The sequence below is a fragment of the Enterococcus sp. AZ011 genome (genome assembly GCF_050548355.1).
Lineage (GTDB): Bacteria > Bacillota > Bacilli > Lactobacillales > Enterococcaceae > Enterococcus > Enterococcus faecalis.
This window is the reverse complement of record NZ_CP172959.1, coordinates 439265-463632: the sequence shown is the minus strand read 5'-3', so window position 1 is coordinate 463632 and position 24368 is coordinate 439265. Positions and strand designations below refer to the sequence as shown.

Sequence of the window (24368 nt, the reverse complement as noted above, 5' to 3'; positions counted from 1 at the left end):
CACGCATTAATAACAATGCGTGCGGATTTTTTTATGCTTTTCACTTTTTATTTTCATCAAAAAAAACTATAATAGAAGAAAGATATTCGTATACTTGTTCCTCATAGAAAAAATTCAATCTGGAACTCCTGTACATAATTGGAAACGCTCTTTTGCAGCACACAACTATAATGAGGTGATAAAATGAAATTAGTGAATGTGACCAATAGCTACAAACAATTAGTAAATAAACAATTGGAAAACACGGATGCTTACTTTGTAAAAGTCTACTCAGCAGGAAACACGACCGCTGTCTATTCAGAAGCAGCTCATCATGTGGAAGTTCTGATTATGAATAAAAATCGTCGCATTCGACCGACAGAAGTAAAAGAAATTTTAGCAAAACTGTTAAAACGATTACCTAAAGAGGCTTATGATCCAGATAAAATTTCTATCATTGAGTTAAACCATGTGACCGAAGTGTCTGTTCCATTAAAAGTTTCCCTCATGGAAAACTAAAAAAATGCCGAAGTTTCCCCACTTCGGCATTTTTTTAATTTATTGTGACGTTATTTTTTTTACAAGCCTTTGATAATTTTCCGACCAGGCTTCCTCATTTGTCGGACTGACTAATTTATTTTCCTCGATTGCTTTTTTTCTTAAGTCATCCACTTCTTTTTTGAAATTTTCTCCCGATTTTTGAGCATAATCTTTAGAAAAATATTTTGATTGGCGCGAATAAGCCTTCAGTTTCGCATCTTTAATCTCTTCTTCTGTATCTGCAAAATATTCATCATAACGAAGATCGGTTATTTTCCCTGAATCTTTTAACGTAATAACAGTTAAACGTCCAGAAAGCCCCTCTCCAAAATCTTCTGTTAGACTTGTATAATGTTCTTTTGAGGGTTCTTTGATTTCCTTGGCTAAAGCCCTAGCAGCAGGAAGATAACCATTATTAGCGCTATTGGATTGACCTTTGGCTGTCTGGAATGCGCCATCTAGACGATTTTCAGCAACCATTTGATTTTCTAGAAAAGTCATCGTATTAACAACGGTCACTAACGATTGATCAGTTCGGGCGTTGTTCGCTTGAAAATTTGCATAGCCGGATAAACGTTTTGTCACTCCTGCCCATTCTTCAGAATAATAGTTTTTAGGTCCACGTTCATCAAATTCCACTAACTGAATTTGTTGATCCTTAACAACGACATCAATTAAAGCCGTATAGCCGCCATCAAACACGACTTCATGATGATAATAATCCCCTTGAACTTCCCCGATTTCTGGACGACCTGACCAATACATCTTCTGAGCTTTTTCTTCTGGACTAATTCCTGATTGTCCATTATTAGCTTCTACTGTAGCGCCAGAAACAGCATCAACTTCAAAGGTATGTCCATTACGCTCATAACTCACTTTGGCAGCACTCTCTTTTGGTTGATTATTCGTGTTTGCCTGCTCCTCCTGCTTTACAGAAGTGGCATTAGTGGCTTCCGAGACACCACTCGTTACTTGGACTGCTTCTGCTTCAGTACTTTCTTTCATTTTTTCAGTTCGTTGATCTGGTTGGCACCCCATTAAAATAATCATTGAACAAAATAACCCGACAACTATCTTTTTAGTTTTCATTTTCCCTCCTTTTGAAACTCATTGAATTACCATTTAATTTTAATATAAGTAGAATGAAAAGTATAGCTAAGCAATCGTTTTTTCTTCATACGGCGATAAACTTAACTGTCCAGATAAATACTCACCTAAATAGATTTCCTGTAATCTTTGAAATCCTTGTTCTTGGATTTGCGTTAATAGCCAGTGCTCATCTTTTTTGATTAACTCTAGGACATCCATGTTGGCTTGACCGTCCACAATAATCGGATAACGAATACTTTCATCGCCATATTCGACGATTGTTAATTGACCATTTTGTTCTAAAACCGCCCGTTTAACAAGCTGGACTTCATAAATACCATTTGCTCGTAATTTAAACATTAGATCATTTGCAGAAATACCATTTTTCAAACATTCCTTCACCACAACCTGTCCATCCTTGATTAAAGTAATGGGTTTACCATCCACAATTTGCTTCACATAGCGATTGTGTTCTTTTGCAAATTTTAAAATTAAGACTAATAATGTCCACAAAATTAACACTAATACAAATTGGAGCACCGTAATTGAATCATTATAAATAACACCACCAATAATGCCCCCCAATACATAGTTTTGCACTTGGTCCATAGCCGATGTGGGCGCCAAATTGCCTTTTCCCATCAAATTAATTTGGACAATTAAACAAATAATACCTAAAGCAAATTTAATAATAATTGGACTATAAAACTGCATTAATTTTCCCTCACTTTACTTTATGATTTCAATCGTTGGTGTTAATAAATACGTTTCTTGTAACGTATAAGACTGCTGATCCGTACTTAAACTCATTTTATAAAACACTTCGTCAATTTTAACTATGGTTCCGTCAGCCAATTGTGTACCATTGACATAAACTTTTTCTGGAGAAACCTTTTTTTCCTGTGCCACTTGTTCGACAAAATGTACCATTTGTGAAGATTGTGAATGCTGATTTTGGTTCAGTTGATAATTGGAATATTGAACCCCTAAAACAAATAATAATGATAAAAAAATAATAATACTTAATTCACGATATTTCGTTTGAATTTGATGTCGCACATAAAAACTAAACACAATGACTAGCCCGATTAACAAAGCAAAAATAAAAAAATACTTTAAGTAATCATTTAAATTAGATTGGCTTTTTAAATACTCGATGCCATAAAAATTCATGTTCTTGTCCACTCCTTGATAGGTTCGTTATAATAAGTATTCTATCTCAAAAAAAACAATCACGCCTGCTTTAATACCTTATAACAAGAAAAAGCTCAGCGCAATCATCTTGAGAATGATTGCGCCGAGCTTCAATCTTCTAAAGATTCAGCTACTGATTGATTACAAATTAATTTTACATCAAACTTTTCAGTTCAACATCTGGATATTTATCCGCAAACCAGCGTTCCGCAAATTGGTTTTCAAATAAGAACAAAGGTTGATCGAAACGGTCCCGTGCCAAAATGTTTCGGCTAGAGCTCATGCGTTCATCTAAATCTTCTGGATTAATCCAGCGGGCAATTTTAGAACCCATTGGCGTCATTACTACTTCAGCATTGTATTCATTAGACATTCGGTATTGGAAAACTTCAAACTGCAATTGACCTACGGCGCCAATGATATATTCTTCCGTTAAATATGTTTTGTATAATTGAATGGCTCCTTCTTGAACCAGTTGGTAAATTCCTTTATGGAAAGATTTTTGTTTCATTACGTTTTTGGCAGTCACTTTCATGAATAATTCAGGGGTAAATGACGGCAACTCTTCATATTGAACATTCATTTTCCCTTCATACAAAGTATCGCCAATTTGGTAATTTCCTGTGTCATACACGCCGATAATATCGCCTGCAACAGCTTCTGTGACGTTTTCGCGGGCATCCGCCATAAATTGTGTCACGTTACTTAATTTGACTTTTTTACCTGTTCTACCTAAAGTCACGTCCATGCCTCTTTCAAAAACACCTGAACAAATTCGAACAAAGGCAATTCGATCACGATGGGCTGGGTTCATATTCGCTTGAATTTTAAAGACAAAGCCTGAAAATTCTTTTTCGTAAGGACTTACTTCGCCACCCTCTTCTGTTTTATGCGCATGTGGCGCAGGCGCAAATTGTAAGAAGGTTTCTAAAAATGTTTGAACCCCAAAGTTTGTCAAAGCAGAACCGAAGAAGACTGGCGTTTGATCACCACGAGCGATTTTTTCCTCGCTAAATTCATCGCCTGCTTCTACCAATAACTCAACATCTTCCAACACTTGTTGATAAACGCTGTTATTGTGCAATGGTAAATCGCTTGGGATATCGCCATCTTTTAAAGGAATAAAACGCTCCCCGCCATTATTTTCTGGACGATATAATTCCACACGTTCATTATAAATATCGTATAGACCTTCTAGGCCTTTTCCCATACCAATTGGCCAGTTCATTGGATAAGATTCAATATCCAATAGTTCTTCCAATTCTTCTAAAAGTTCCAATGGTTCCCGTCCGTCACGGTCCAATTTGTTAATAAAAGTAAAAATTGGAATACCACGTTTTTTAACAACTTGGAAAAGTTTTTTCGTTTGTGCTTCAATCCCTTTGGCACTATCAATAACCATCACAGCACTATCCACGGCCATTAAGGTCCGATACGTATCCTCTGAGAAATCCTCATGCCCTGGGGTGTCCAAGATATTAATCCGTTTGTCTTGATAGTCAAATTGCATCACAGAACTCGTTACCGAAATTCCCCGTTGTTTTTCAATTTCCATCCAGTCAGATTTGGCAAAGTTCCCTGTTTTTTTCCCTTTGACGGTTCCAGCTTGGCGGATGGCGCCCCCAAATAATAATAATTGTTCAGTAATCGTTGTTTTCCCAGCATCCGGATGGGAAATAATCGCAAACGTACGGCGACTATCGACTGCTTCTTTTTGATTGATCGTCATAAAAATCTCCTTATCACTTGTGATGTTTATTTATTTATTTTCTTCAGCATAATTTTTGATTAACCTTTGCTAGTATATCATGTCAAGCCTTGAGAATAAAGAGCTGCTGTTGGCTGTTTTTTAAAAGGAAAACCTGCGACATTAGTCAAAACGACTGATGCCACAGGTTATTTTTAACGTCTTGGTTCGTCATCTTCCATTTCTTTACGGAAAAAACGACGATTTTCTTCTGGTTCTTCATCGACAGTTTCTTCATCGTAGAAATGAACGCGTAAGACTAGCAAACGTGTGCCTTCCATTTCTTCAGCAGTTAACTTAATATTGCCCACTTCAAAAGAAGGTTTTTCCCCTTCATCAGGAATGGTTCCTAATGCTGTAATTAAGTAACCTGCCATTGTATCAACATCGCTCATGTGTAAATCTGTTTCAAATACTTCATTAAATTCGTCAATTAACATGCGTCCTTGAACCAAATATTCATTGTCGGCCACTTGTGTATATAAATTTTCTACTTCATCAGTTTCATCGTCAATTTCACCAACGATTTCTTCTAGTAAATCTTCCAGTGTTGCTAAACCGACAACACCGCCATATTCATCTAGTAAAATCGCCATTTGGTTTTGTGTTCGTTTTAACTCATAAAGTAAATCATCAATAAAAATGGTTTCTGGGACAAATAATGGTTCTTGGATAATCGCGCCTAATTCAATGTTTTCAAAGCCTAAATTACGTGCAGCTTTTAGTAACGTTTTGGTATGTAAAATACCAACAATTTTATCTTTGTCTTCACTATAAACAGGAATCCGAGAATAATTTTCTCCTAAAATTAAATTGATGTTTTCTTGGACATCATCTTGGATGTCAACCATGAATGCGTCTGTCCGAGGAACCATTACTTCTCGTGCCACTTTTGTATCTAATGAAAAGACACCTTGTAGCATTTCTAGTTCTTCGTTTTCCAAAACACCTTCTGTTTCAAGCATGTAGCGCATTTCATCTCGTGTCATCTTCGAATCAGCATCATCGAAAGTCATTGGTGTGATTTTGGATAATAAATCGGTCGAAGCCGATAGCAACCAAACGAAGGGACGCGCGATAACTCCTAAAAAGCGGACTGCACCAGAAGTCAATTGAGCGACTTCTTCTGATTTATTCATAGCAATTCGTTTAGGGTATAATTCACCAAATACAATAGAAACGTACGTTAACAACGCTAAGATAATGATACTGGCAAGACTCTTAGCTGCGGCGCCGCCACCTAATACAGGGGCCAAACGACTAGATAAAGTCTCTGCTAATGAAGCACCAGATAGGATATTAACCAAAGTAATCCCTACTTGGATTGTGGATAAAAAGTTATTGGGGTCTTGCAATACCTTAAGCAATTTTTGAGCTTTTGCGTCGCCGTCTTCCGCTTTTTGTTCCACACGATTCTTGTTAACAGATACGACTGCAATTTCCGCCGCTGCCAAAAAGGCATTGATAAACGTCAACACGACTAATAATAGAAGTTGCGCAATTAGCGACTGACTCTCAGGGTCAGCATTATTCATAATGTTCTCTCTCTCCTTAATTGTTGATAATTCCGAGGCTGTACTTTCGTACTCTTTTAACGTTCTTCCTCTTTTTATGGTTAGGCTTAGAAACAGACACAATCAGTATTATGACAGGTTATTTTCTATCCTAATCCATAAAATCATAGCACGAAAGATTAGCGGATTCAATCATTAACCGTTATTTTCTTTCGTATTTGTTTCATTCCCTAAAAGAACAGCATTGGTAACTTTTTCACTACGACCCGCTTTGACCATATCAATAACATAGTAGATAATGGTCCGGCAGATTGCGTAAAATGGGACACCGAGGAAAATACCTAGCAAACCTGCTAAATTTCCTGCCACCAATAAAATTAAAATAATCGTTAATGGATGGATTTTTAGAGATTTTCCGATAACGTTTGGATAAATAATATTTCCGTCCAATTGTTGAACCACTAGCACCACTAAACAACATAAGGCTGCTTTGACGGGTTCATTAAAGATAGTCACTAAGACAGCGGGCGCTAATCCTAAATAAGGGCCTAGATAGGGAATCAAATTCGTAAAGCCGGCAATGACACCAAATAAAAAGGCATAACGAACGCCAAGCAATGAATACCCAATAATCGTAAATGTACCGACAAATAAACATTCAATCGCTTGTCCACTAATATAACTGGATAAGGTTTGGTTCAATTGTCCTAAAAGATCCACAATATCATCTTTTCTTTTCTCGGGTAAAAAACGTTGAATCGCTGGTACTAGCTTATCTCCATCTTTTAACATATAAAATAAAATAAATGGCGCAGTGACCAAAACAATGGTGGTTGACGCCACCGTTGATACGATTGAACCTAAGCTACTTGATAAACTACTTAAAAATTGTTGGATAATATTGGCATAAGAAATATCCATTTTTTCAATATAGCTTGTTAAATCAATTTGTTTAAAAATAGGTAACTCCGCAATCTCATAAATCCAGGTCTCCACTTGTTTAAAGAAATCCGGCATACTTGATGCTAAACTAGCTAGCTGATCTGCCAACTTAGGGATAATTGTTAATAAGATCAGAACTAATGCGATGATTAGTAATAAAAATACCAGTAAGACGGCATAAATTCGTTTCATTTTCGTCTTCATTAGTAGATTGACCACAGGATTTAGTAAATAATACAAAAAGCCTGCTACTAAGACTGGGGCAAACAACGTTGAGAAGAATGTCCCAATCGGTGCAAATAAGAAATTAATTTTCGAAGCAATAAATAATAGCATGGCCACGACAAGTAATTCAACTGACCAGAAAAATAATTTCGATTCTTTAAATCGATTAATCACAGCAGCTCCTCCTTTATTTTTATTCAATTGTTGCTGTTTTATTTTATCACACCTTCCCCCCTCAGTCATTGAGAATACTTCATTTCTAGAACTTTTTCGTGGTATAATAAAATAGAAACAGATTCTGAACTTGGGGGTTTTTCTATGCATGTAGCTCAAACAAAAGATACCATGAGTGATCTTTATTTAGATGCTGTCCGGCTTCGTCAACGCGTATTCGTAGCGGAACAAGGGGTACCAGAAGAGATGGAAATCGATGAATATGAAGCACGTTGTATTCACTTTGTTTTGTACACGGATCATGTAGCTGTCGCAACTTGTCGCTTGCTTCCACTAGAAAATGGCGTTATGAAATTACAACGAATGGCCGTTGAAAAAGCTTACCGTGGCGCCGACTATGGACGAGTGATTATGGAAGCGGCGGAAAATTTTGCCAAAGAACAAGGCTACCACAAGATTACTCTAGGAGCACAAGTCACCGCTGTAGGCTTCTATGAACGTTTAGGTTATCAAAAAACAGGGGCACCTTTTATGGATGCTGGCATTGAACACTACGAAATGAATAAAGAACTATAACACCAATTAAATCGGAAAATTTAGAGCTTGGAGCATTAGCCATTTTGGCTAATGCTCCAAGCTCCTTTTGTGGGCTGTTTACATCGGCTATTTTTTTGATAGCTGTTGATAACGTTGATACCAGATATCTACATATTCGGGCGAGAAGGGGCCTTTTTCGTTATTAATCCAATCCACTAAAGTCTTGACATTTTCTTTTAAAATGAAGTCAATATCTTCTGGATAATCCATTAGTTTGCTATGAAATTCATATTCATCAACGTCTAGTAAACGTTTTTCACCATCTGGAAAAACCTTGATATCTAAATCATAATCAATATACTTCAACGCTTCGTCATCTAAAACATATGGCGAAGCCAGATTGCAGTAATACGAAACCCCCTTTTCTCTAATCATTGCTATTATATTGAACCAATATTTCTTGTGAAAATAAACAATGGCTGGTTCACGAGTCACCCACCGACGTCCGTCGGATTCCGTTACTAACGTGTGATCGTTCACACCAATTAAAGAATACTCGCTCGTTTTTAGTACCATCGTATCACGCCACGTTCGATGTAAATGTCCGTCATGTTTATAACTCTGAATGGTTACAAACTCGCCTTCTTTAGGAATTCCCATAATACCCCAACTTTCCCCAAATAAAGTAAAGCACTGTTACTTTTTGGGTGTTCATACATCGATATCAAAATAATTATATCATATCTTTTGAGTTTGCGTACATTGAGTTCACTTAAAGAAGACGATTTCTGAAAAAATTTAATTCAGATGACCAAATAGTTTAAATTCAGTAAATATTTTCAGCTTAATTACTGTATTTTTTCAAAGACTGATACTGCGCTCTCTCTTAAAACCTGATTCAATTCTTCAACATTTGTTTTACCAGTTGTTTCAAGCCATGCAACGGCTGCTTCAGAACCTTGTTGAACAAATGGAAGCACGCCGTCTGCCCAAGTTGCGCGACCACATAAGACTCCATTAAACGAGGAACCTGCTTTTTTTGCAAATTTCAATGTTTCCTGAAACATCGCAGCACTAACCCCTGCACTCAAGAAAATAAATGGAAGTTGTGTTACTTCACTTTGCATGTTGAAAAAGGCCTGCGCTTCATCTTGGCTATAAAGACTTTCAGTGCCAAAACCTTCTACAAAATTCATATTCACAGGGACTTCTACTTTTAAAACATCAACATTATAGCGATCCTTTGAAAATTCTTTCATCGCTTCAATTACTTTGTGCGGTTTTACTTTAGCGTATTCTTTTGAAGCACTATCCGAATTGTTTGCATCATAAGAGACAATTTCTAAAAAGAATGGAATTTCTTCGGCTAAACACTCTGAACCAATCCGTTCTATATAAGCTTTCTTTCGTTCATTGATTGCTTCACTTTCGTCAACATCGTAGTAAAGTAAAAATTTACACGCGTCTGCGCCCGCTTCTTTTAAACGCTTAACCGACCAAACATCAAGACTATCGGGGAACCGTCCTGGTGTCGAAGCATCGTAGCCCGTTTTTTCATACGCAAGTAACAAACCTGAAGTCTGTGCTCGATTTTCAGCAGCAGCTAGGCCATATTCTGGATCCAACAAAATTGCTGAAGTCTCTGGTGTTAAGCAACGAGATACTAATACTTTAAAGTCACTGATTTCTTGCGCAGTCACCTCTTTGTATTTTCCCATCATGCGTTTTAAGGCCCCACGTTGATCAATGGCTAGTGCGCCAATAATCCCTTGATCATCTACCAGATTTTCTAAATGTTTACGTTTTTGTTCACTAATTTTTTTCATTCTGTTTCCTCTCCTAATTGATTATTTAGTAACGTAGCAATTTCAGCTGGCGAACTTGCTTGTTTCAGTCCAGAAGTAACTTCTTCTCTTAATAGGAGGCGCGCAACGGAAGAGAGTAATTTCAAATGTGTCGTGCCAGCTTCGGCATCTGGAATAAACAGCGCAATCACAAACTCCGTTAATTGGTTGTCAAGGCTCTGCCACTCAACACCTTGGTCCAAGGTAACGATGATAATGGCCGCTTGTTGAATCGTTGCTGCTTTTGCATGAGGTATCGCAAATCCATTCATCATCCCCGTTGTTCCTTCTTGTTCTCGCTCGTTCAGTTTATCGAAAACTTCCTGTGCGTCCTGAGCAACTTCCAATTCTGTTGATTTTTTTGCTAAAAAGTGAAAAACATCCTCTTGCGTTTGTAACTGTTGATTTAAAAAAATATGATTTTCTTTAATAAAAGCCATTCCATTCACTCCTAATTCCTGTTATTTCATTTTTTTGATAACGATTGCTCTTGTTTGGCGATTCTACTTTTTTGTACAAAACCTAGCAATAAACCGCCTACCAATGAACCAGCTAAAATTGCCAAAACCCATTGAACAGCGTGAGTAACAACTGGTAAAACAAGAAATCCTCCATGAGGTGCTGGCACTTGTACCCCAAACATATACGTTAGGACTGCCGCAATTGAAGATCCGAGCATCATAATTGGTAAAACCTTCAATGGGTCTTTTGCCGCAAACGGAATAGCGCCTTCTGTAATATGTGTGGAGCCTAAAATAAAATTCACTAGCCCCGCATTGCGTTCATTTGTGTCAAAGTATTTTCCAAAGAATAATGTAGCAAAGCCTGTAATTAAAGGTGGCGCTATGCAGGCAGCAGAAACTCCTGCCATAAAAGAAGTATTTCCTTGAGCTAAGAGTGCCGTCCCAGTAACATAGGCCGCTTTATTAACTGGACCTCCCATATCAAAGGCACACATACAACCCACAATAATTCCTAAAACCAACGGACTGGAGTTTTGGAAACTAGCTAAAAAGCTCATCATTCCTTCGTTAACAGCTTTCATCGGATCTGCTAGTAAAGACATAGTGATACCAATAACTGCAACGCCAATGACTGGATAAAGGAAAATTGCTTTTAAACCATCTAATGATTTAGGCAAACCTTTAAATACTCTTTGTAATAAAAGAATGAAATACCCAGCAAGGAAACCAGATAATATCCCTCCTAAAAAGCCAGTACCACCAGTGTTAGCAATCAAACCACCGACAAAGCCCACAACCAAACCAGGTCGTTTGGCAATCCCCTCTGCGATATACGCAGATAAGATTGGCACCATCATGCCCATTGAGGCATCACCAATACTTTTTAACATAGCAGCGGTAGCATTATACTGACTACTTTCTGGATCAAATGAATAAATGCCCCAAATAGCAAAAGAAAGAGCAATTAAAACGCCGCCTGCTACTACAAACGGCAACATGTGAGAGACGCCATTCATTAAGTTTTTATAAATACTATGTCCAACATTTCCTGAAGAAATCTGTGTTTCCTGTTCAAGTTCATCCACTGCTTGGTTTTCGGCCGCAATCGATCCTTTGCCTGCGAGCGCTTCTTCAATTAAGCGATCTGCTTCTTTAATTCCCACACTGACAGGGACATCAATGATTCGTTTCCCAGCAAAACGTTCTGCTTGAACGTCTTTGTCGGCGGCAATAATGACTGCCTCCGCTCCTTGGATTTCTGCAGGTGTTAACTCGTTTTCTATACCAATCTGACCATGTGTTTCAACCTTAATCGTAATACCTTTACGTTTCGCCGCTTGTTCCAATGCCTCCTGTGCCATATACGTGTGCGCTATTCCCGTCGGACAACCTGTAGCAGCTATTAATTGATACGTAGCCATCTGTTTATTCCTCCTCTTGAATCTTTATTTGTTGCTCTAACTCCTGAACATCTGAAAAATCTGTCAATCCTTTGCGAAATGCTGTTGAACTACCTGCTGCAATACTTCTTTTTAAATTTTTTTCCAATGAAAGTCCTTGATGCCAGCCAGCTAAAAAGGTACCTAACATTGCATCCCCTGAACAAGCTGTATTCACAACCATTCCAGTTGGTGAATTACCTGAAAGAACCTTTTCATTACTCATAAATAAAGCCCCTTCACTACCTAAAGAAAGTAAAATATTTTTGGCTCCCCGCTTCAGTAATTCTTGTCCGTAAAAAATGTAATCGTCCTTAGTCTGCACTTCTGTATGAAACCACTCTTGAAGTTCTTCTTCATTTGGTTTCAATAAAAATGGTTGATAAGGCAAACAATCTAAAATTTCTTCATAACTACTGTCTAAAATTAAGAACACCTGCTTTTCAAAACAAATTCGGCTAATTTCAATCAAAATACTTGGCGAAACCCCTTGTGGTAAACTTCCTGATACGCACAAATAATCCCCTTTACGTAACTCTGAAATTTTTTTCAAAAAACGTTGTACATGTTCTTCAGATAATTTTGGTCCTTTATTGACTAATTTGTATTCCTTTTGATCTTGGGTAACTTTTGTAAACACATTAATTCTCGTTGTACCAGCGACTTCGATAAAATCAGTGGTTATTTCTTTTTCTTTTAAATAATCCTCGACATAGTTCCCAGTGAAACCAGCTTTGACTCCCAAAGCGGTATTATCAATCCCTAACATCTTTAAAATTAGGGAAACATTGACTCCTTTCCCGTTTGCTTGAATATCATCTTCCTTCGTGCGATTCACGACAAAAGGAACTAGCTCTTCTGTTTCGATAAATAAATCAATGGCTAAATTTAATGTACATGTATAAATAGTCACTGTAGTTCCTCCTTTCTCCTCTTTATTATGTCTCAAAATACCATGTAAAGGTTTTCATTCTTTCGCAAAAATATAGAAAACATTTACAATTTCATAATTTCTCTAGCTTTTTTATTTTTTTTCATTAAAAATAGGCTTATAAATGTTTTTTTAGTGAAAGAAAGAAGGGCTGGCCATTATGGAACAAAAATTGAGTGAGTCGGAGCAATATCTCTGGCATTTTATCGAAACACATATTTTAGAAATCCCTGATTATTCCATTGTAAAATTAAGCGAACGAGCCAACGTATCAACTGCGACGATTGTAAGAACCATGAAAAAGAAAGGCTATGAAGGTTTCACATCCTTCAAGCATCACTTGAAAGATAAAGAAAACCAAAATATAAATTTTTCAGCATTAGAAAAAGTAGACCGAGGAATTCGGACGGCCATTTTAAAGAATGAAGAAGAAGTAACTCGCACCATTAACATGATTGAAATTGGTAATATCGAAGATGCGATCCAAAAAATCAAGGCTTCTCGACGGATTATTATCTTTGCTAGAGGTTTTTCAGAATTAATTGCTCAGGAAATGATGGTTAAGTTTCAATTGGCTGGCAAATACTGTGAACTGCATACGGACCCAGAAATTATTAAAAATATTAGTAAAAAGTTATCAAAAAAAGATGTGGCTCTTTTTGTTTCTTTAAACGGAGAAACCCAAGAATTAGTTGTCGCTGGTAAAAACTGTTACGACTCAGAAATTGGGACTATCCTTTTAACTGCAAGCAAACACTCTAGTTTAATGAAATACATTGAAATTCCGTTCGTAGGCTTCAAATCAGAAGGCTCCTTTTTCCCCGATTATGAAGTGCGTTCACGGTTACCATTATCCATTCTGGCAAGAATTTTATTGGATGCCTATGCTTTAAGAACGACAACTTAAGCTTTCTTAAATAATAAAAAACAAGCATTCCTTCACTTAAAATAAAGGAATGCTTGTTTTTATTTTGCAACAAAACGTGCTTCTACTCGATAAATTCGTTGACCACGACTAGAAAATTTTTCTTCGTATTCTGTCATAATGTTGCCTTCAAACTCGCTATTATGCAAATCTAGCCATACACGTTCAATAATCATGCCATATTTAGAAAAGCTACTTAATGAGTATTCGAAGAGCCCTTGATTATCCGTTTTAAAATGAATTTCTCCATTTGGTTTTAAAATAATTTCATCTGTCGCTAAAAAGTTTTTATACGTTAAACGACGTTTTTCATGTTTTTTCTTTGGCCAAGGATCTGAAAAATTTAAATAGATTAAATCTACTTCATTTTCAGCAAAATATTCTGTTAATGCTTCGCCGTCTACTCGCAATAACTGTAGATTAGGTAACGGCTCGGCCACTAGCTTATCTAATGCAATCGATAAAATACTTAATTGCATATCGATACCAATATAATTAATTTCAGGATGTGCTTTAGCCATTTCATAAATAAAACGACCTTTACCTGAACCAATTTCAATGTGGATGGGATGATTATTGCCAAAACGTTCTTGCCATTTCCCTTGCCATTTTTCAGGACCTTCTACCACATATTGTGGATATTTTGCCATATATTCTGCTGCTCCGGGTCTATTTCTTACACGCATATTTAAAATTCCTTTCTTTTAAAAACAGACTGGTGAAATTCGCCAGCCTGTGTGGATGTTAAATGAATTAGTTTAACTACTAAACATTCGTTTTAATTGTAAAATTTCTGCAGTCATTGCTCTTCTTTCGCCTTCTTGATGATGACGAACAATCTCTTGTAAAAAGCTAAATAAACCATACCAATAAATTCGTTGAACCGTACTTTCATTCGGGATTAAACCATAAGATAGTAACCATTGATTCCAACCGGAACGAGGCACATAATGACTCAAAATCATTCCTAAATCTACCGCTGGGTCCGCGACCATCACAGAATCCCAATCTACTAAATAGAGATAATTATTCGAGACTAACCAATTCCGATGATTCACATCGCCGTGGACAGCCACATAGCTAGTTTCTGGATATTCTGGTAAATGATTGTATAAATAAGTGATTACTTCTTTTAAATAACTGTTTCGTTTTAATTCTTTAGGTAGTTGACGCTTATACTCTTTCAACATTGTTAGCGGGGTACAAACTTCGCCACCAATTTTTTTCAACATGTCTTTCAGCAAATTGGAATGATGCAATTGGTATAACACGTCAATCACGTCATTGCGTTTGCCAATTTCGTCCGCATGTAATAAACGTCCTTCCAGCCATTCTTGGGCTGTTAGTACGTCGCCATTCGCTGTCCGCTTTGTCCAAATCATCTTCGGGGCTAACCCTTCTTTAGACAATGCTGCAAGAAGTGGAGAAGTGTTTCGTTTAATGAACACTTTCTCTGTTTCTTTTATTCCCATGTATGTTTGACCAGTTGCGCCCTTTATCGGCTGCAGACGCCAGTCTTTATCCAACTGAAATTCCATGGAAATTATCTCCTATCTCAACACAATTTTATTGCAATTTTTACAGCAATTACCATTTTAGTCGCCAAACCTTGCTTCGTCAAGCTTCTATGTGGTTCTTTTGTAAATTTTGCTGGGTTTTCTCATCTTTATAACTTATTCAAGCGCATTGGAACATACATTTTAGTGAAAATCACAACTTCTACAATTAAGGCACCCAGAATGATCAAGCTATTTTGCAAACTGCCTAAACGAAGGCAGACAATCCCACCAAAAATAATGGCCGCAACAGATAATGCGCCGCTAATTAACCGGCGAATCGCTGCTTGTTTTTTTTCTATTGAAATTGGATATAGCTGTGTCATCACCATATAATCAAATTGCGTGTACATGGGAATCAACTGGAACCCGATTAAATAGACAAACAATAAAGCAACTACCAACGCAATCCAGAATTCTTGTAAAAAGAAGAGTAGCACGCCACCAACCAAAATCAAACGAAACAATAAGCCGCTATATTCGCTACCTCGTAAAAAGCTCCGAATGAATAAGTAAGCATACGTGTTCTCAGATGTTTTTTTGACTACTCCGAGGAGAGGATCTAAGTATTTACGGCGTTTCACTGTACTACTCACTTCAGGAATATCTGTAAACAGCTGAATGAATTTATAAATTCTATGCATTCTGTTTTGTTCTTTTTGGATCATTTTTTCCCAATCCAAGAAACTCTGTTTCATCTTATTTTGCCAAATACTCGATAAACCAACGGCCAGAATGATGCCACCAACCACACCAACCCAAGGCGTCCAGTAAATGGCTCCCGTCATAATCAAGAGACTACTGATCAACCAAACGAACCACCAACTACGGTAAGTGGTTGACGAAAGATGATAGAGCCCATAGCTTTGTAAACTAAGATGTGTATAAATCATACAAACTAGCATGACCAAAAATAAAAAGAAGGTTTGAAACGACCAACCCGTTGTAACTACAATCAACGGCATCAATAGGCCACTTCCTAGAAAGCTGACCACAATCGGTAAAATTAAAGAGTAGCGCAGCGCCCGTTTCAGATAAGCAGCGAATTGTTTTTCTTTTGGTAATAAAAAAACCTTGTCTGGCTCTTCTGTCAAAGTAGCCAACTTACCAACTTGAATGAGTAGCAGCCAGCCCAACAGAATTAACGGTCTGCCCCAAACAAAATCACGAGGTAATTCTTTTAACAACTGGGAATAGTACAGACCTAATCCGCCTAATAAAAACATACAGACTAAAACAAAATGATCATTTAAAATATAGCGCAAGTACTTGGACATTTTTTTGAAATGCCGTGACAAACGTTGACTAAAAAATTCGCCCATGTTACCCCACCTTTTCTTCCTTCGTCAAGGCAAGATAAATATCATCTAAAGAAGACTCTGGTAAATTAAATTCTGCACGTAATTCAGCCATTGTACCGTTTGCCCGTAATTTTCCTTCGTGTAGCACCACAAAGCGATCACAATATTTTTCAGCTGTTGCTAAAATATGCGTGGACATTAAAATCGCTGCCCCTTGCTTACGCATCGTATCCATTAATTCTAATAAAGCATGAATTGCTAAAGGATCTAAGCCTAGAAAAGGTTCATCAATAATATATAAACTCGGTTCAATTAAGAATGCACAAAGTACCATGACTTTTTGTTTCATGCCTTTTGAAAAATTAGCAGGAAACCATTCCAATTTATTGTCTAAACGGAACGTTTTTAGTAATGGTTCTGCTCGTTTGAACGCTTCTTCTAATGGAATATCATAAGCCAAGGCCGTTACTTCGATATGCTCTTTCAATGTTAATTCTTCATATAAAGAAGGTGTTTCCGGAATATACCCGATTTTTTTACGATATTCTTCAGGGGCTTGTTGCAATGTTTCCCCGTCAATCATAATTTTGCCTTTTTGCGGCGTAAGTAACCCAATAATATTTTTGATGGTGGTACTTTTCCCCGCACCATTCAAGCCGATTAAACCAACCATTTCACCAGACTTGACGTCAAAATTAATATCTTTTAAGACAGGAATATGGCCGTAACCTCCTGTTAAATGTTCAATTGTTAAGCTCATTTCTTTTGCCTCCAACCTTTTCTCTCTACCATTATTAAACCCTAAGCGAACCAAGAATTCAAAAATTACTCCCTTAATTAAATGGATTTTTTTCTTTCTCTTATTATACACGAAATGAAACGAACTTTTTAGCGAACTCACGTACTTTTTCATCCACAGAGAAATCAACTTGTGGTAAAGTAAAGGAAAGAACCTAGAGAAAAGAGGAATTTTTCATGAATGATTGTATTTTTTGTAAAATTATCAACGGCGAAATCCCAAGTTATAAAGTCTATGAAGACGAGAAAGTCTACGCGTTTTTAGACATCACACAAGTGACCAAAGGACATACCTTAATGATTCCAAAACAACACGTTGCTGATATTTTTGAATATAATGACCTTTTAGCAAGTGACGTCTTTGCTCGTATTCCTAAAGTAGCACGAGCATTAGAAAAAGCTTTTCCAGAAATGGAAGGATTAAACATTTTAAATAACAATAAGGAAGTGGCTTATCAATCCGTTTTCCATTCCCACGTTCATTTGATTCCCCGTTATTCAAAAGAAGATGATTTCTCTATTCATTTTGGCAACCATCAAGAGGACTATTCCGCCGAAGCGATGCAAGAAATTGCTGAGACCATTGCAAAGCAGGTGAACTAAATGAAAAAATTTATTAAAGGCCTCTTTTTTGGCGCAGCTGCCGGTACCATTGGCGGTTTGTTGGCTGCTCCAAGAAGCGGGAAAGAAACACGTCAGCATTTAATCAATGAGCTAGAGGACTATCGTTCACTGAAAAATCAAGTCACGAATGACTGGGATCAGGTGCAACGAAACTTGGGAGTTGTCGAAGAAAACGTTCCACTGGCAACTGAATTTTCAAAAGACCTGCAACAAGAAATCACTGATTTCAAATTCCAAGCGGAACCTCGGATTGCTCAAATTAAAGAACAAATTGCCAAAATTACAGCTGAATTACCTGACACACAAACCAACAAGCAAAAGTAAAGTCTTTGATGTTAATTATTTCTTTTGTTATTAAAAAAATAAAAAGTGTGACGTAAATACGAATTTTGTTTGAAACTATGCCTGAGACTCTTTCTTTTTCAAAATGAGGTATGGTATAGTTATAACAGAAATAAAACTAAAAAAAACAGGAGTGCATAAGAGAATGAAGAAAAAACTAATCTTAGCTGCAGCGGGCGCAATGGCCGTTTTTAGTTTAGCAGCGTGTTCAAGCGGTTCAAAAGATATCGCAACAATGAAAGGTTCAACAATTACTGTTGATGATTTTTATAACCAAATTAAAGAACAAAGCACTAGCCAACAAGCGTTTAGCCAAATGGTTATTTATAAAGTCTTTGAAGAAAAATATGGCGACAAAGTAACTGACAAAGCCATTCAAAAGAAATTTGATGACGCTAAAAAACAAGTGGAAGCGCAAGGCGGAAAATTCTCTGATGCACTAACACAAGCTGGTTTAACTGAAAAATCATTCAAGAAACAATTAAAACAAGCCGAAGCAATGCAAGTAGGTTTGAAAGATCATTTGAAAATTACAGATGAAGACTTAAAAACAGCTTGGGCAAGCTTCCATCCAGAAGTAGAAGCACAAATTATCCAAGTTGCTTCAGAAGATGATGCCAAAGCTGTCAAGAAAGAAATCACTGACGGCGGCGATTTCGCAAAAATTGCCAAAGACAAATCAACCGATGCTGCAACGAAAAAAGACGGCGGTAAAATTAAATTTGATTCACAATCAACAACTGTTCCTGCCGAAGTTAAAGAAGCTGCCTTCAAACTAAAAGACGGCGAAGTATCAGAACCAATTGCTGCAACAAACGCACAAACGTACCAAACAACTTACTATGTAGTGAAAATGACGAAAAACAAAGCAAAAGGCAATGACATGAAACCTTATGAAAAAGAGATCAAGAAAATTGCTGAAGATACAAAATTAGCCGATCAAACATTCCAAGCAAAAGTTATTAGTGACGAATTAAAAGCGGCCAATGTGAAAATTAAAGATGATGCCTTCAAGAATGCTTTAGCAGGCTACATGCAAACTGAATCTTCAAGCGCTTCTTCAGAGAAAAAAGAATCAAAATCAAGTGATTCTAAAACAAGCGATACCAAAACAAGCGACTCTGAAAAAGCAACAGATTCTTCAAGCAAAACAACAGAATCTTCTTCTAAATAAGCATAAAAAAGAGAGTGGTCGATTGACCACTCCCTTTTTTTATTTATCTTTTGGCACATAGAAACTGCGGTTATCTAAACCAAAGATTCGTTCCGTATACTCCCCAAGCTGTGTTTGACGAATTGCCCCTAGCATCATTTGAATGGACGCATCCATGGTATCAATTTGATGTAAGATTTCCGCTTCCATAATTCTTGGTCGCACAGGTGAGCCATATTCCAACAATCCATGGTGGGCTAAGACCATGTGCCGAAGAACGACAACGTCTTCTTCTCGATCATCAATTTTCAAAGCCAAACACGCCTTGGTAATTTCCTCATCCACCAAAACTAAATGACCAATTAAGTTCCCTGCCACCGTATATTCTGTCGTAATAGCACCAGATAATTCTAAAACTTTTCCTAAGTCATGTAAAATAATCCCCGCGTATAATAGTGACGTGTTAATTTCAGGATATTCCTTAGCAATTGCTTTGCCTAGGCGTAACATTGAGACAGTGTGGTAAGCTAAGCCATTCGCAAAAGCATGATGGTTCCGTTTGGCTGCAGGAAATTCATAAAATTCTTGTTGGTATTTCGTCATGAGATAGCGCACAATACGATTCCAATGAGCATTGGTAATTTCAAAAATTACTTGATTGATTTCCTCGACCATCTCTTCTTTTTTCAAAGGCGCTCGTTCCATATATAAACTTGGCTGGCTTGGTTCCTCTGCTGTCGCTAAACGCATGTGTAAAATTTTTACTTGGGGTTTATTTTGATAAACTTCTCGTTTCCCATTCAGTAAAACAACGTTCCCCGCAGTAAATCGTGTAATTTCATCCTCAGAGGCGTCCCAATATTTTCCGTCAATCGTGCCAGATGTGTCTTGAAAGGTAAAGGCAATAAACTTTTTCCCATTTTTAGCTACACGTACATCGGCATTTTTAATTAGAACAAATGATTCAAAAAGTTCTTCTACTGTTAATTCACGTAATTTTTTCACTTGACGCTTCCTCCTTCTAACGCAATTACTCTTTGTTTTAAGTCCTGATAATAGCTTACCATTTCTTGGTCAGAAGAAAAACAAATGACTTGCTGTTTTTGACCAAACTTAGTAAATAATTCAGCTAATTGGGCTTTTCTTTGATGATCATAATGTAACCAGCCATCATCAATGATAATTGGACAAATCAGTTGCTCGCCTTGGACTGCTAAAAAGGCAAAACGAACAGCCATCATCAATTGATCTTTAGTGCCAGTTGATAATTCATGTAAATAAAACATTTCTTGTTCTTTCGTCACCGCAACTAGTTGACCTTCGGCTACTTGGATTGATTGATAACGCTGATTTGTTAAAAGTGCAAAGTAGCTTGATGCATACTGTAATAAGCTGGGCAATTGTTGTTCCGAAAGCTCTGTTAATAGGTCCATTAACAGTTGCCCCGCCAGTTGATACCCAGACCAACGTTGAGCTAGTTCTTTGATTTCCGCTTTTAAAATTGCTTGTCGTTGATACAACTCATCTAAGGTACCATCCGTCATTAATTGTTGTTTTTCATAAATCAGCGCTTGATACTGTTCTTGTATTTTATCTAACTTGCTTTCTTCCAGTGCTTGTTGCTGCGCCAGTTGTAGAGAACGGGCTTTTAACGTTGCTTCTGTTACTGCTTCTGGAAACAGATTGCCTAATTGTGTCGCTAATTCTTGTCCACGACCAACTTGGGCTTGCTGAGTGGTCAGCTGTTGAATCCTACTTGGAACATCAGCGATTGATAGAATCCGATAACGAATTAGTAAAGGCTGAATTCGTGTTAACGCTTCTTGCTGTTTAGTTTTCAACTCTCGTAACTGCTGTTTGAGATAGCCATCTGCTTGATACTCCTGAGCAAAGCGAACTTTCTCCATTTCTTCAGCAAACCCTTCTAAAAAGTGTAACTTTTCGGAAAGGCTCTTTCCTTGTAAGGGTAAATGCGTCATCAATGGGAAGACTTGTTCTTCAAATACTTGGCGTTTTTGTTGATTTTCCTTCAATTGACTCATGAGTTCTTCATTTGTTTGAACAAGCAATAAATAGCGCGTAATCAATTCCCGCTGATTCATTAAAGTATCAATTTGTTGCATTTTTCCTAATTGATGGACTTGGGCTTGCTCCGCTACTGCTTGTTCAAGCTGTTCCACTTGCAGTTGTGCCTCACGTTCTTGATTCAGCGCTTGTTGGAACTGTTCATTTAAATAATCTAGTTGCGAAAGTTTCGTCTGCCACTCTTCTTTCACTTCATCAGAGGAAGCTTCTTTTCTAGTGGCGTAGCTAAGCACTTCTTTCGCGATAAGACTAACTCCCACGAGAACTAGGCCCCATTTTAAAGGGCTTGGCAAAAAGAAACCGAGTAATGCAAGGATACTTCCTAGCAATAACCAAAGTGGTTGACTTGTTTTCTGCGCTTTTTGGGCACGCGTCGCTTCACCAAAAAATGCGGCATGCGCTTTTTCAAAATCCGTTAACTGGTCTTCCAGATTTTCAATTTGAGAAGTCAAGAATGCTTTCTGTTCTTGTCCTTTTTGAAGAGCTTGCGTATACGCAACTTGTTGTTGGCGCCACTTTTGAACGGTTTCGTTGTCATAAAAAAGCTGTGGTGGTCGTTCAGGCGACCATGACCATTCGTTCTCTAAAAGGACCATTTCTTGACGATTTTGCTCAAAGGTTTGGGTCATCCATTCCGATTCCGTCATCAATTGTTGCATATCATAGCGTTGATTCAACAATTGTTGAATCAATGCTTCTTGTTCTAGGTAAAAAGCATACCCTTCTGGAACATCGAGCGCTTCTGACTGAAGAGATAACTCTTTGGTCAAACGTTGTCGTTCTTTATCTAGGTACATATATTCTTGAAAGGTTTCTTCTAATTGCACTTGGTCTTCTTTTCCTAAAACAACGTTCTCTGTTTCTTCAGGTAGCGACTGCCATTCTTCGTACAAGGGAAAGTGACGTTGCTGTTCCGCAACCTGTAACAAGTCCTGTTGCGTTTCTTTTAATTGCTGTTGCAGTGTCACTCGCTGTTGTTCTGTTTCGCGAATCGTTTCTTCTAATTGTTGAAAAGTTTGTTGCTGCGCTTCTTTCTCTTGAATTTGCTCTTTTAGTTCTTGATAAGCCGCCAACTTCTGATTGAGTAATGGCTGCTGCCCTTTGCCTTTAAAGAGTTTTTGTGCTTCTTTAAAGTACGCATTTCGGTAAGTCAAAAGTTGTTGACTACCAGAAACACCAATGGCTAACAAGGATGTTTGCAGTTCCTCTTCTGTCAACTTGTCACTCGTAATTAATTGTTCTTGTTGGAAAGTAAAAACCTCTTGAAATAACTTTTTCGTTAGCGGATGTAACATTTGCTGTAAGGTTTTTTCATCCCCCATTTGTTGTTGATAATAAATGATTGCTTGCCCTTTATTTTTTTCTTTAAAACGCTCGACCTGAACTTCCCCAAACACAGGATGTGCCAACCACAAACGACCACCATACGAACCACCATTTTTAGGCGCGTAATCGCGCTTTCTTTTACCCTTTGTGGGAAAACCAAACAGCATTGCTTGAATGAATTGATACAATGTGGACTTGCCAACTTCATTTGCGCCGTACAGCAATTGATTACCAGATTCAAATGTAATTTTCTGTTGTTGCCATTTTCCAAAGCCCACAATCTCTACTGCAAGTAATTTCATAGTGGGTCCTCCTGAATAGTAAAGTCTTCATTAATTTGCTCATGTGCTAGGCGCAAGCTCTCTAATCGCCACTGCTCATCCATTGAAAAAATTCCAGCAAATTCTGGATAACGTAACAATTCCTTGGTGGTATCTTCAAAAATAACTGGATCTAAGTATGTTTTTTCTAATGCCGTTAATAAATTGGGACTAGCGGCTAAATAGATCGGTTCTTTCGTTGGTTCCTCTGCTTGCAATATTAGGCGATAAACAAAAAAATCACCTTGCGTTTTTTGTAAAAGCTGCTGCTGTAAGTAGCTTAATAGTTCACCATTGACAATGGCTTGCACCACGGTCACATCCAAATGTTGCGTTTCTTTCAGTGTCAACGCCATCAATTGCTGTTGCTGATGCGCCTGCCACTTCGTCAGCAAACTGGTTTCAAGATAAGACAAAACGCTTTGGGTGTCACGGCATTGCGCAAGAGATACTTCTTCATTCGTCCAATCTATTTCTGCGACTTTTTCAAATTGAACAGTCGCTTGATTTTGGGAAAGTGTGACCACTGCAACCCCTTGTAAAGACTGTTCTTTTTTCGTGTGTCCTTGAGGTGTTCCAGGATAAACAATTAGCGGTTGTTCACTAACAATTTGCGGCTGATGAATGTGGCCCAATGCCCAATAATTATAGCCAGTGGCTTTTAAATCCTTCCATGTAAACGGAGCATAATTTTGTTGCGCTTTCCGACTGGTGTCTCCATGATAAATCCCAATATGAATATCAGATTCTGCTTGTTTGATAGGAAATTCTAGTGCTTTATTTTCATCAATCCAGGGATGCTCATAACTAAACCCTGAAACAGCCACTTGTTCGCCCGCTTTCGTTTCAAAATACAGTGTCTCAACCATTTCTTTTTCAAATAAAAAAACATTGTCTGGAAAAGAAAACCAATAGCGGTCTTTTTTATAGTAATCATGATTCCCAAATGTTAGAATCACAGGGATTTCTGCTTGTTTCAACTGTTCTAATGCAGCCATCAATTGGGCTTGCATTGAAATAGAGGTCTGACTTTGATGAAACGTATCTCCTGCAAAAATAACCAAGTCCACCGCTTCTCGAATGGCAACTGTTACGATATTCATTAACAATTGTTGATTAGCTTCTCTTAAGCGCTTCGCTAAGGCTGTCGGGATCCCAGTTAACCCTTCAAAAGACCGATCCATGTGTAAATCAGCTGTATGCAATAGTTTCATCGTTTCCCCTCCTTTTCTCCTCCCTTTATCATATCATTTTCTGCCAGCTTGGTCAGTAAAAACATACGAAAATTTGTTCGTTTTTTTATTTTCAGTAAAAGAAAA

General features: G+C 37.5%; 24 protein-coding genes. 6 read left to right on the top strand and 18 right to left on the bottom strand.

Annotation, left to right across the window (positions count from 1 at the left end):
* The first annotated feature begins 183 nt into the window (after positions 1-183).
* On the top strand, positions 184-498 hold the full coding sequence (locus IGL36_RS02340; protein ID WP_002398127.1) for a DUF1827 family protein: 315 nt from the start codon (positions 184-186) through the stop codon (positions 496-498).
* A gap of 39 nt (positions 499-537) precedes the next feature.
* Here IGL36_RS02340 and IGL36_RS02335 read toward each other — a convergent pair whose 3' ends face one another.
* The 6 genes from IGL36_RS02335 to IGL36_RS02310 form a co-directional block, all read right to left on the bottom strand.
* Positions 538-1608 (bottom strand): hypothetical protein, encoded by a 1071-nt coding sequence (locus tag IGL36_RS02335; RefSeq protein ID WP_002398129.1) that lies wholly within the window; start codon positions 1606-1608, stop codon positions 538-540.
* Between the two features lie 66 nt (positions 1609-1674).
* Positions 1675-2322: a DUF421 domain-containing protein gene (locus IGL36_RS02330; RefSeq protein ID WP_002368017.1), complete on the bottom strand. Its 648-nt coding sequence runs from the start codon at positions 2320-2322 to the stop codon at positions 1675-1677.
* 15 nt (positions 2323-2337) lie between these two features.
* A complete protein-coding gene (locus IGL36_RS02325) occupies positions 2338-2781 on the bottom strand; it encodes a DUF3290 domain-containing protein (RefSeq protein ID WP_002355544.1) in 444 nt (147 codons plus the stop codon).
* A gap of 175 nt (positions 2782-2956) precedes the next feature.
* Entirely contained in the window at positions 2957-4531 is a 1575-nt protein-coding gene (locus tag IGL36_RS02320; protein WP_002355543.1) for a peptide chain release factor 3, read from the bottom strand.
* 173 nt (positions 4532-4704) lie between these two features.
* On the bottom strand, positions 4705-6084 hold the full coding sequence (locus tag IGL36_RS02315; RefSeq protein ID WP_002363168.1) for a hemolysin family protein: 1380 nt from the start codon (positions 6082-6084) through the stop codon (positions 4705-4707).
* A 174-nt stretch (positions 6085-6258) separates the two neighbouring features.
* Positions 6259-7473: an AI-2E family transporter gene (locus IGL36_RS02310; RefSeq protein ID WP_002384914.1), complete on the bottom strand. Its 1215-nt coding sequence runs from the start codon at positions 7471-7473 to the stop codon at positions 6259-6261.
* 75 nt (positions 7474-7548) lie between these two features.
* Between IGL36_RS02310 and IGL36_RS02305 the strand changes: the two genes are divergently transcribed.
* Positions 7549-7980 (top strand): GNAT family N-acetyltransferase, encoded by a 432-nt coding sequence (locus tag IGL36_RS02305; protein ID WP_002358682.1) that lies wholly within the window; start codon positions 7549-7551, stop codon positions 7978-7980.
* A gap of 87 nt (positions 7981-8067) precedes the next feature.
* On the opposite strand, the gene bph is transcribed toward IGL36_RS02305, so the two are convergent.
* The 5 genes from bph to pfkB all read right to left on the bottom strand — a co-directional run bounded on the left by bph (position 8068) and on the right by pfkB (position 12601).
* A complete protein-coding gene (gene bph / locus IGL36_RS02300; RefSeq protein WP_002355538.1) occupies positions 8068-8601 on the bottom strand; it encodes a biofilm phosphatase Bph in 534 nt (177 codons plus the stop codon).
* A 188-nt stretch (positions 8602-8789) separates the two neighbouring features.
* On the bottom strand, positions 8790-9767 hold the full coding sequence (gene lacD, locus IGL36_RS02295; protein ID WP_002405399.1) for a tagatose-bisphosphate aldolase: 978 nt from the start codon (positions 9765-9767) through the stop codon (positions 8790-8792).
* Positions 9764-10225 (bottom strand): fructose PTS transporter subunit IIA, encoded by a 462-nt coding sequence (locus IGL36_RS02290; RefSeq protein ID WP_002382981.1) that lies wholly within the window; start codon positions 10223-10225, stop codon positions 9764-9766. Before IGL36_RS02290 ends, lacD begins: the two co-directional genes overlap by 4 nt.
* 26 nt (positions 10226-10251) lie before the next feature.
* Positions 10252-11670 carry a PTS fructose transporter subunit IIC gene (locus IGL36_RS02285; protein ID WP_002355535.1) on the bottom strand — a complete coding sequence of 473 codons (1419 nt, stop codon included), beginning with the start codon at positions 11668-11670 and terminating at the stop codon, positions 10252-10254.
* A gap of 4 nt (positions 11671-11674) precedes the next feature.
* Complete coding sequence (gene pfkB, locus IGL36_RS02280; RefSeq protein WP_010716803.1) at positions 11675-12601, bottom strand: 1-phosphofructokinase; 927 nt, start codon at positions 12599-12601, stop codon at positions 11675-11677.
* Positions 12602-12779: 178 nt separating this feature from the next.
* On the opposite strand from pfkB, the gene IGL36_RS02275 reads away from it, so the two are divergent.
* On the top strand, positions 12780-13526 hold the full coding sequence (locus IGL36_RS02275; RefSeq protein WP_002363162.1) for a MurR/RpiR family transcriptional regulator: 747 nt from the start codon (positions 12780-12782) through the stop codon (positions 13524-13526).
* A gap of 59 nt (positions 13527-13585) precedes the next feature.
* Here IGL36_RS02275 and trmB read toward each other — a convergent pair whose 3' ends face one another.
* The 4 genes from trmB to IGL36_RS02255 all read right to left on the bottom strand — a co-directional run bounded on the left by trmB (position 13586) and on the right by IGL36_RS02255 (position 17161).
* Positions 13586-14230: a tRNA (guanosine(46)-N7)-methyltransferase TrmB gene (trmB, locus tag IGL36_RS02270; protein WP_002355532.1), complete on the bottom strand. Its 645-nt coding sequence runs from the start codon at positions 14228-14230 to the stop codon at positions 13586-13588.
* A 72-nt stretch (positions 14231-14302) separates the two neighbouring features.
* Positions 14303-15082: a phosphotransferase family protein gene (locus IGL36_RS02265; RefSeq protein WP_002355531.1), complete on the bottom strand. Its 780-nt coding sequence runs from the start codon at positions 15080-15082 to the stop codon at positions 14303-14305.
* A gap of 128 nt (positions 15083-15210) precedes the next feature.
* A complete protein-coding gene (locus tag IGL36_RS02260; protein ID WP_010716802.1) occupies positions 15211-16422 on the bottom strand; it encodes an ABC transporter permease in 1212 nt (403 codons plus the stop codon).
* A gap of 1 nt (position 16423) precedes the next feature.
* Positions 16424-17161 carry an ABC transporter ATP-binding protein gene (locus IGL36_RS02255; RefSeq protein WP_002363160.1) on the bottom strand — a complete coding sequence of 246 codons (738 nt, stop codon included), beginning with the start codon at positions 17159-17161 and terminating at the stop codon, positions 16424-16426.
* Positions 17162-17376: 215 nt separating this feature from the next.
* Here IGL36_RS02255 and IGL36_RS02250 point away from each other — a divergent pair, with 215 nt between their 5' ends.
* From IGL36_RS02250 to IGL36_RS02240, 3 genes are all read left to right on the top strand, one after another.
* Positions 17377-17802, top strand: a complete 426-nt coding sequence (locus IGL36_RS02250; protein ID WP_002398134.1) for an HIT family protein — start codon at positions 17377-17379, stop codon at positions 17800-17802.
* Complete coding sequence (locus tag IGL36_RS02245) at positions 17803-18147, top strand: YtxH domain-containing protein (RefSeq protein ID WP_002398135.1); 345 nt, start codon at positions 17803-17805, stop codon at positions 18145-18147.
* A gap of 163 nt (positions 18148-18310) precedes the next feature.
* Positions 18311-19339, top strand: coding sequence for a peptidylprolyl isomerase (locus IGL36_RS02240; RefSeq protein WP_010716801.1), 1029 nt, complete (start codon positions 18311-18313; stop codon positions 19337-19339).
* A gap of 39 nt (positions 19340-19378) precedes the next feature.
* On the opposite strand, the gene IGL36_RS02235 is transcribed toward IGL36_RS02240, so the two are convergent.
* From IGL36_RS02235 to IGL36_RS02225, 3 genes are read right to left on the bottom strand one after another with little or no spacing between them, the layout of a single operon-like run.
* Positions 19379-20323, bottom strand: a complete 945-nt coding sequence (locus tag IGL36_RS02235) for a 3'-5' exoribonuclease YhaM family protein (protein WP_010716800.1) — start codon at positions 20321-20323, stop codon at positions 19379-19381.
* A complete protein-coding gene (locus tag IGL36_RS02230) occupies positions 20320-23031 on the bottom strand; it encodes an ATP-binding protein (RefSeq protein WP_002398137.1) in 2712 nt (903 codons plus the stop codon). Before IGL36_RS02230 ends, IGL36_RS02235 begins: the two co-directional genes overlap by 4 nt.
* On the bottom strand, positions 23028-24263 hold the full coding sequence (locus tag IGL36_RS02225) for a metallophosphoesterase family protein (protein WP_002371470.1): 1236 nt from the start codon (positions 24261-24263) through the stop codon (positions 23028-23030). The genes IGL36_RS02230 and IGL36_RS02225 overlap by 4 nt, the downstream gene beginning before the upstream one ends.
* Positions 24264-24368: the final 105 nt, after the last annotated feature.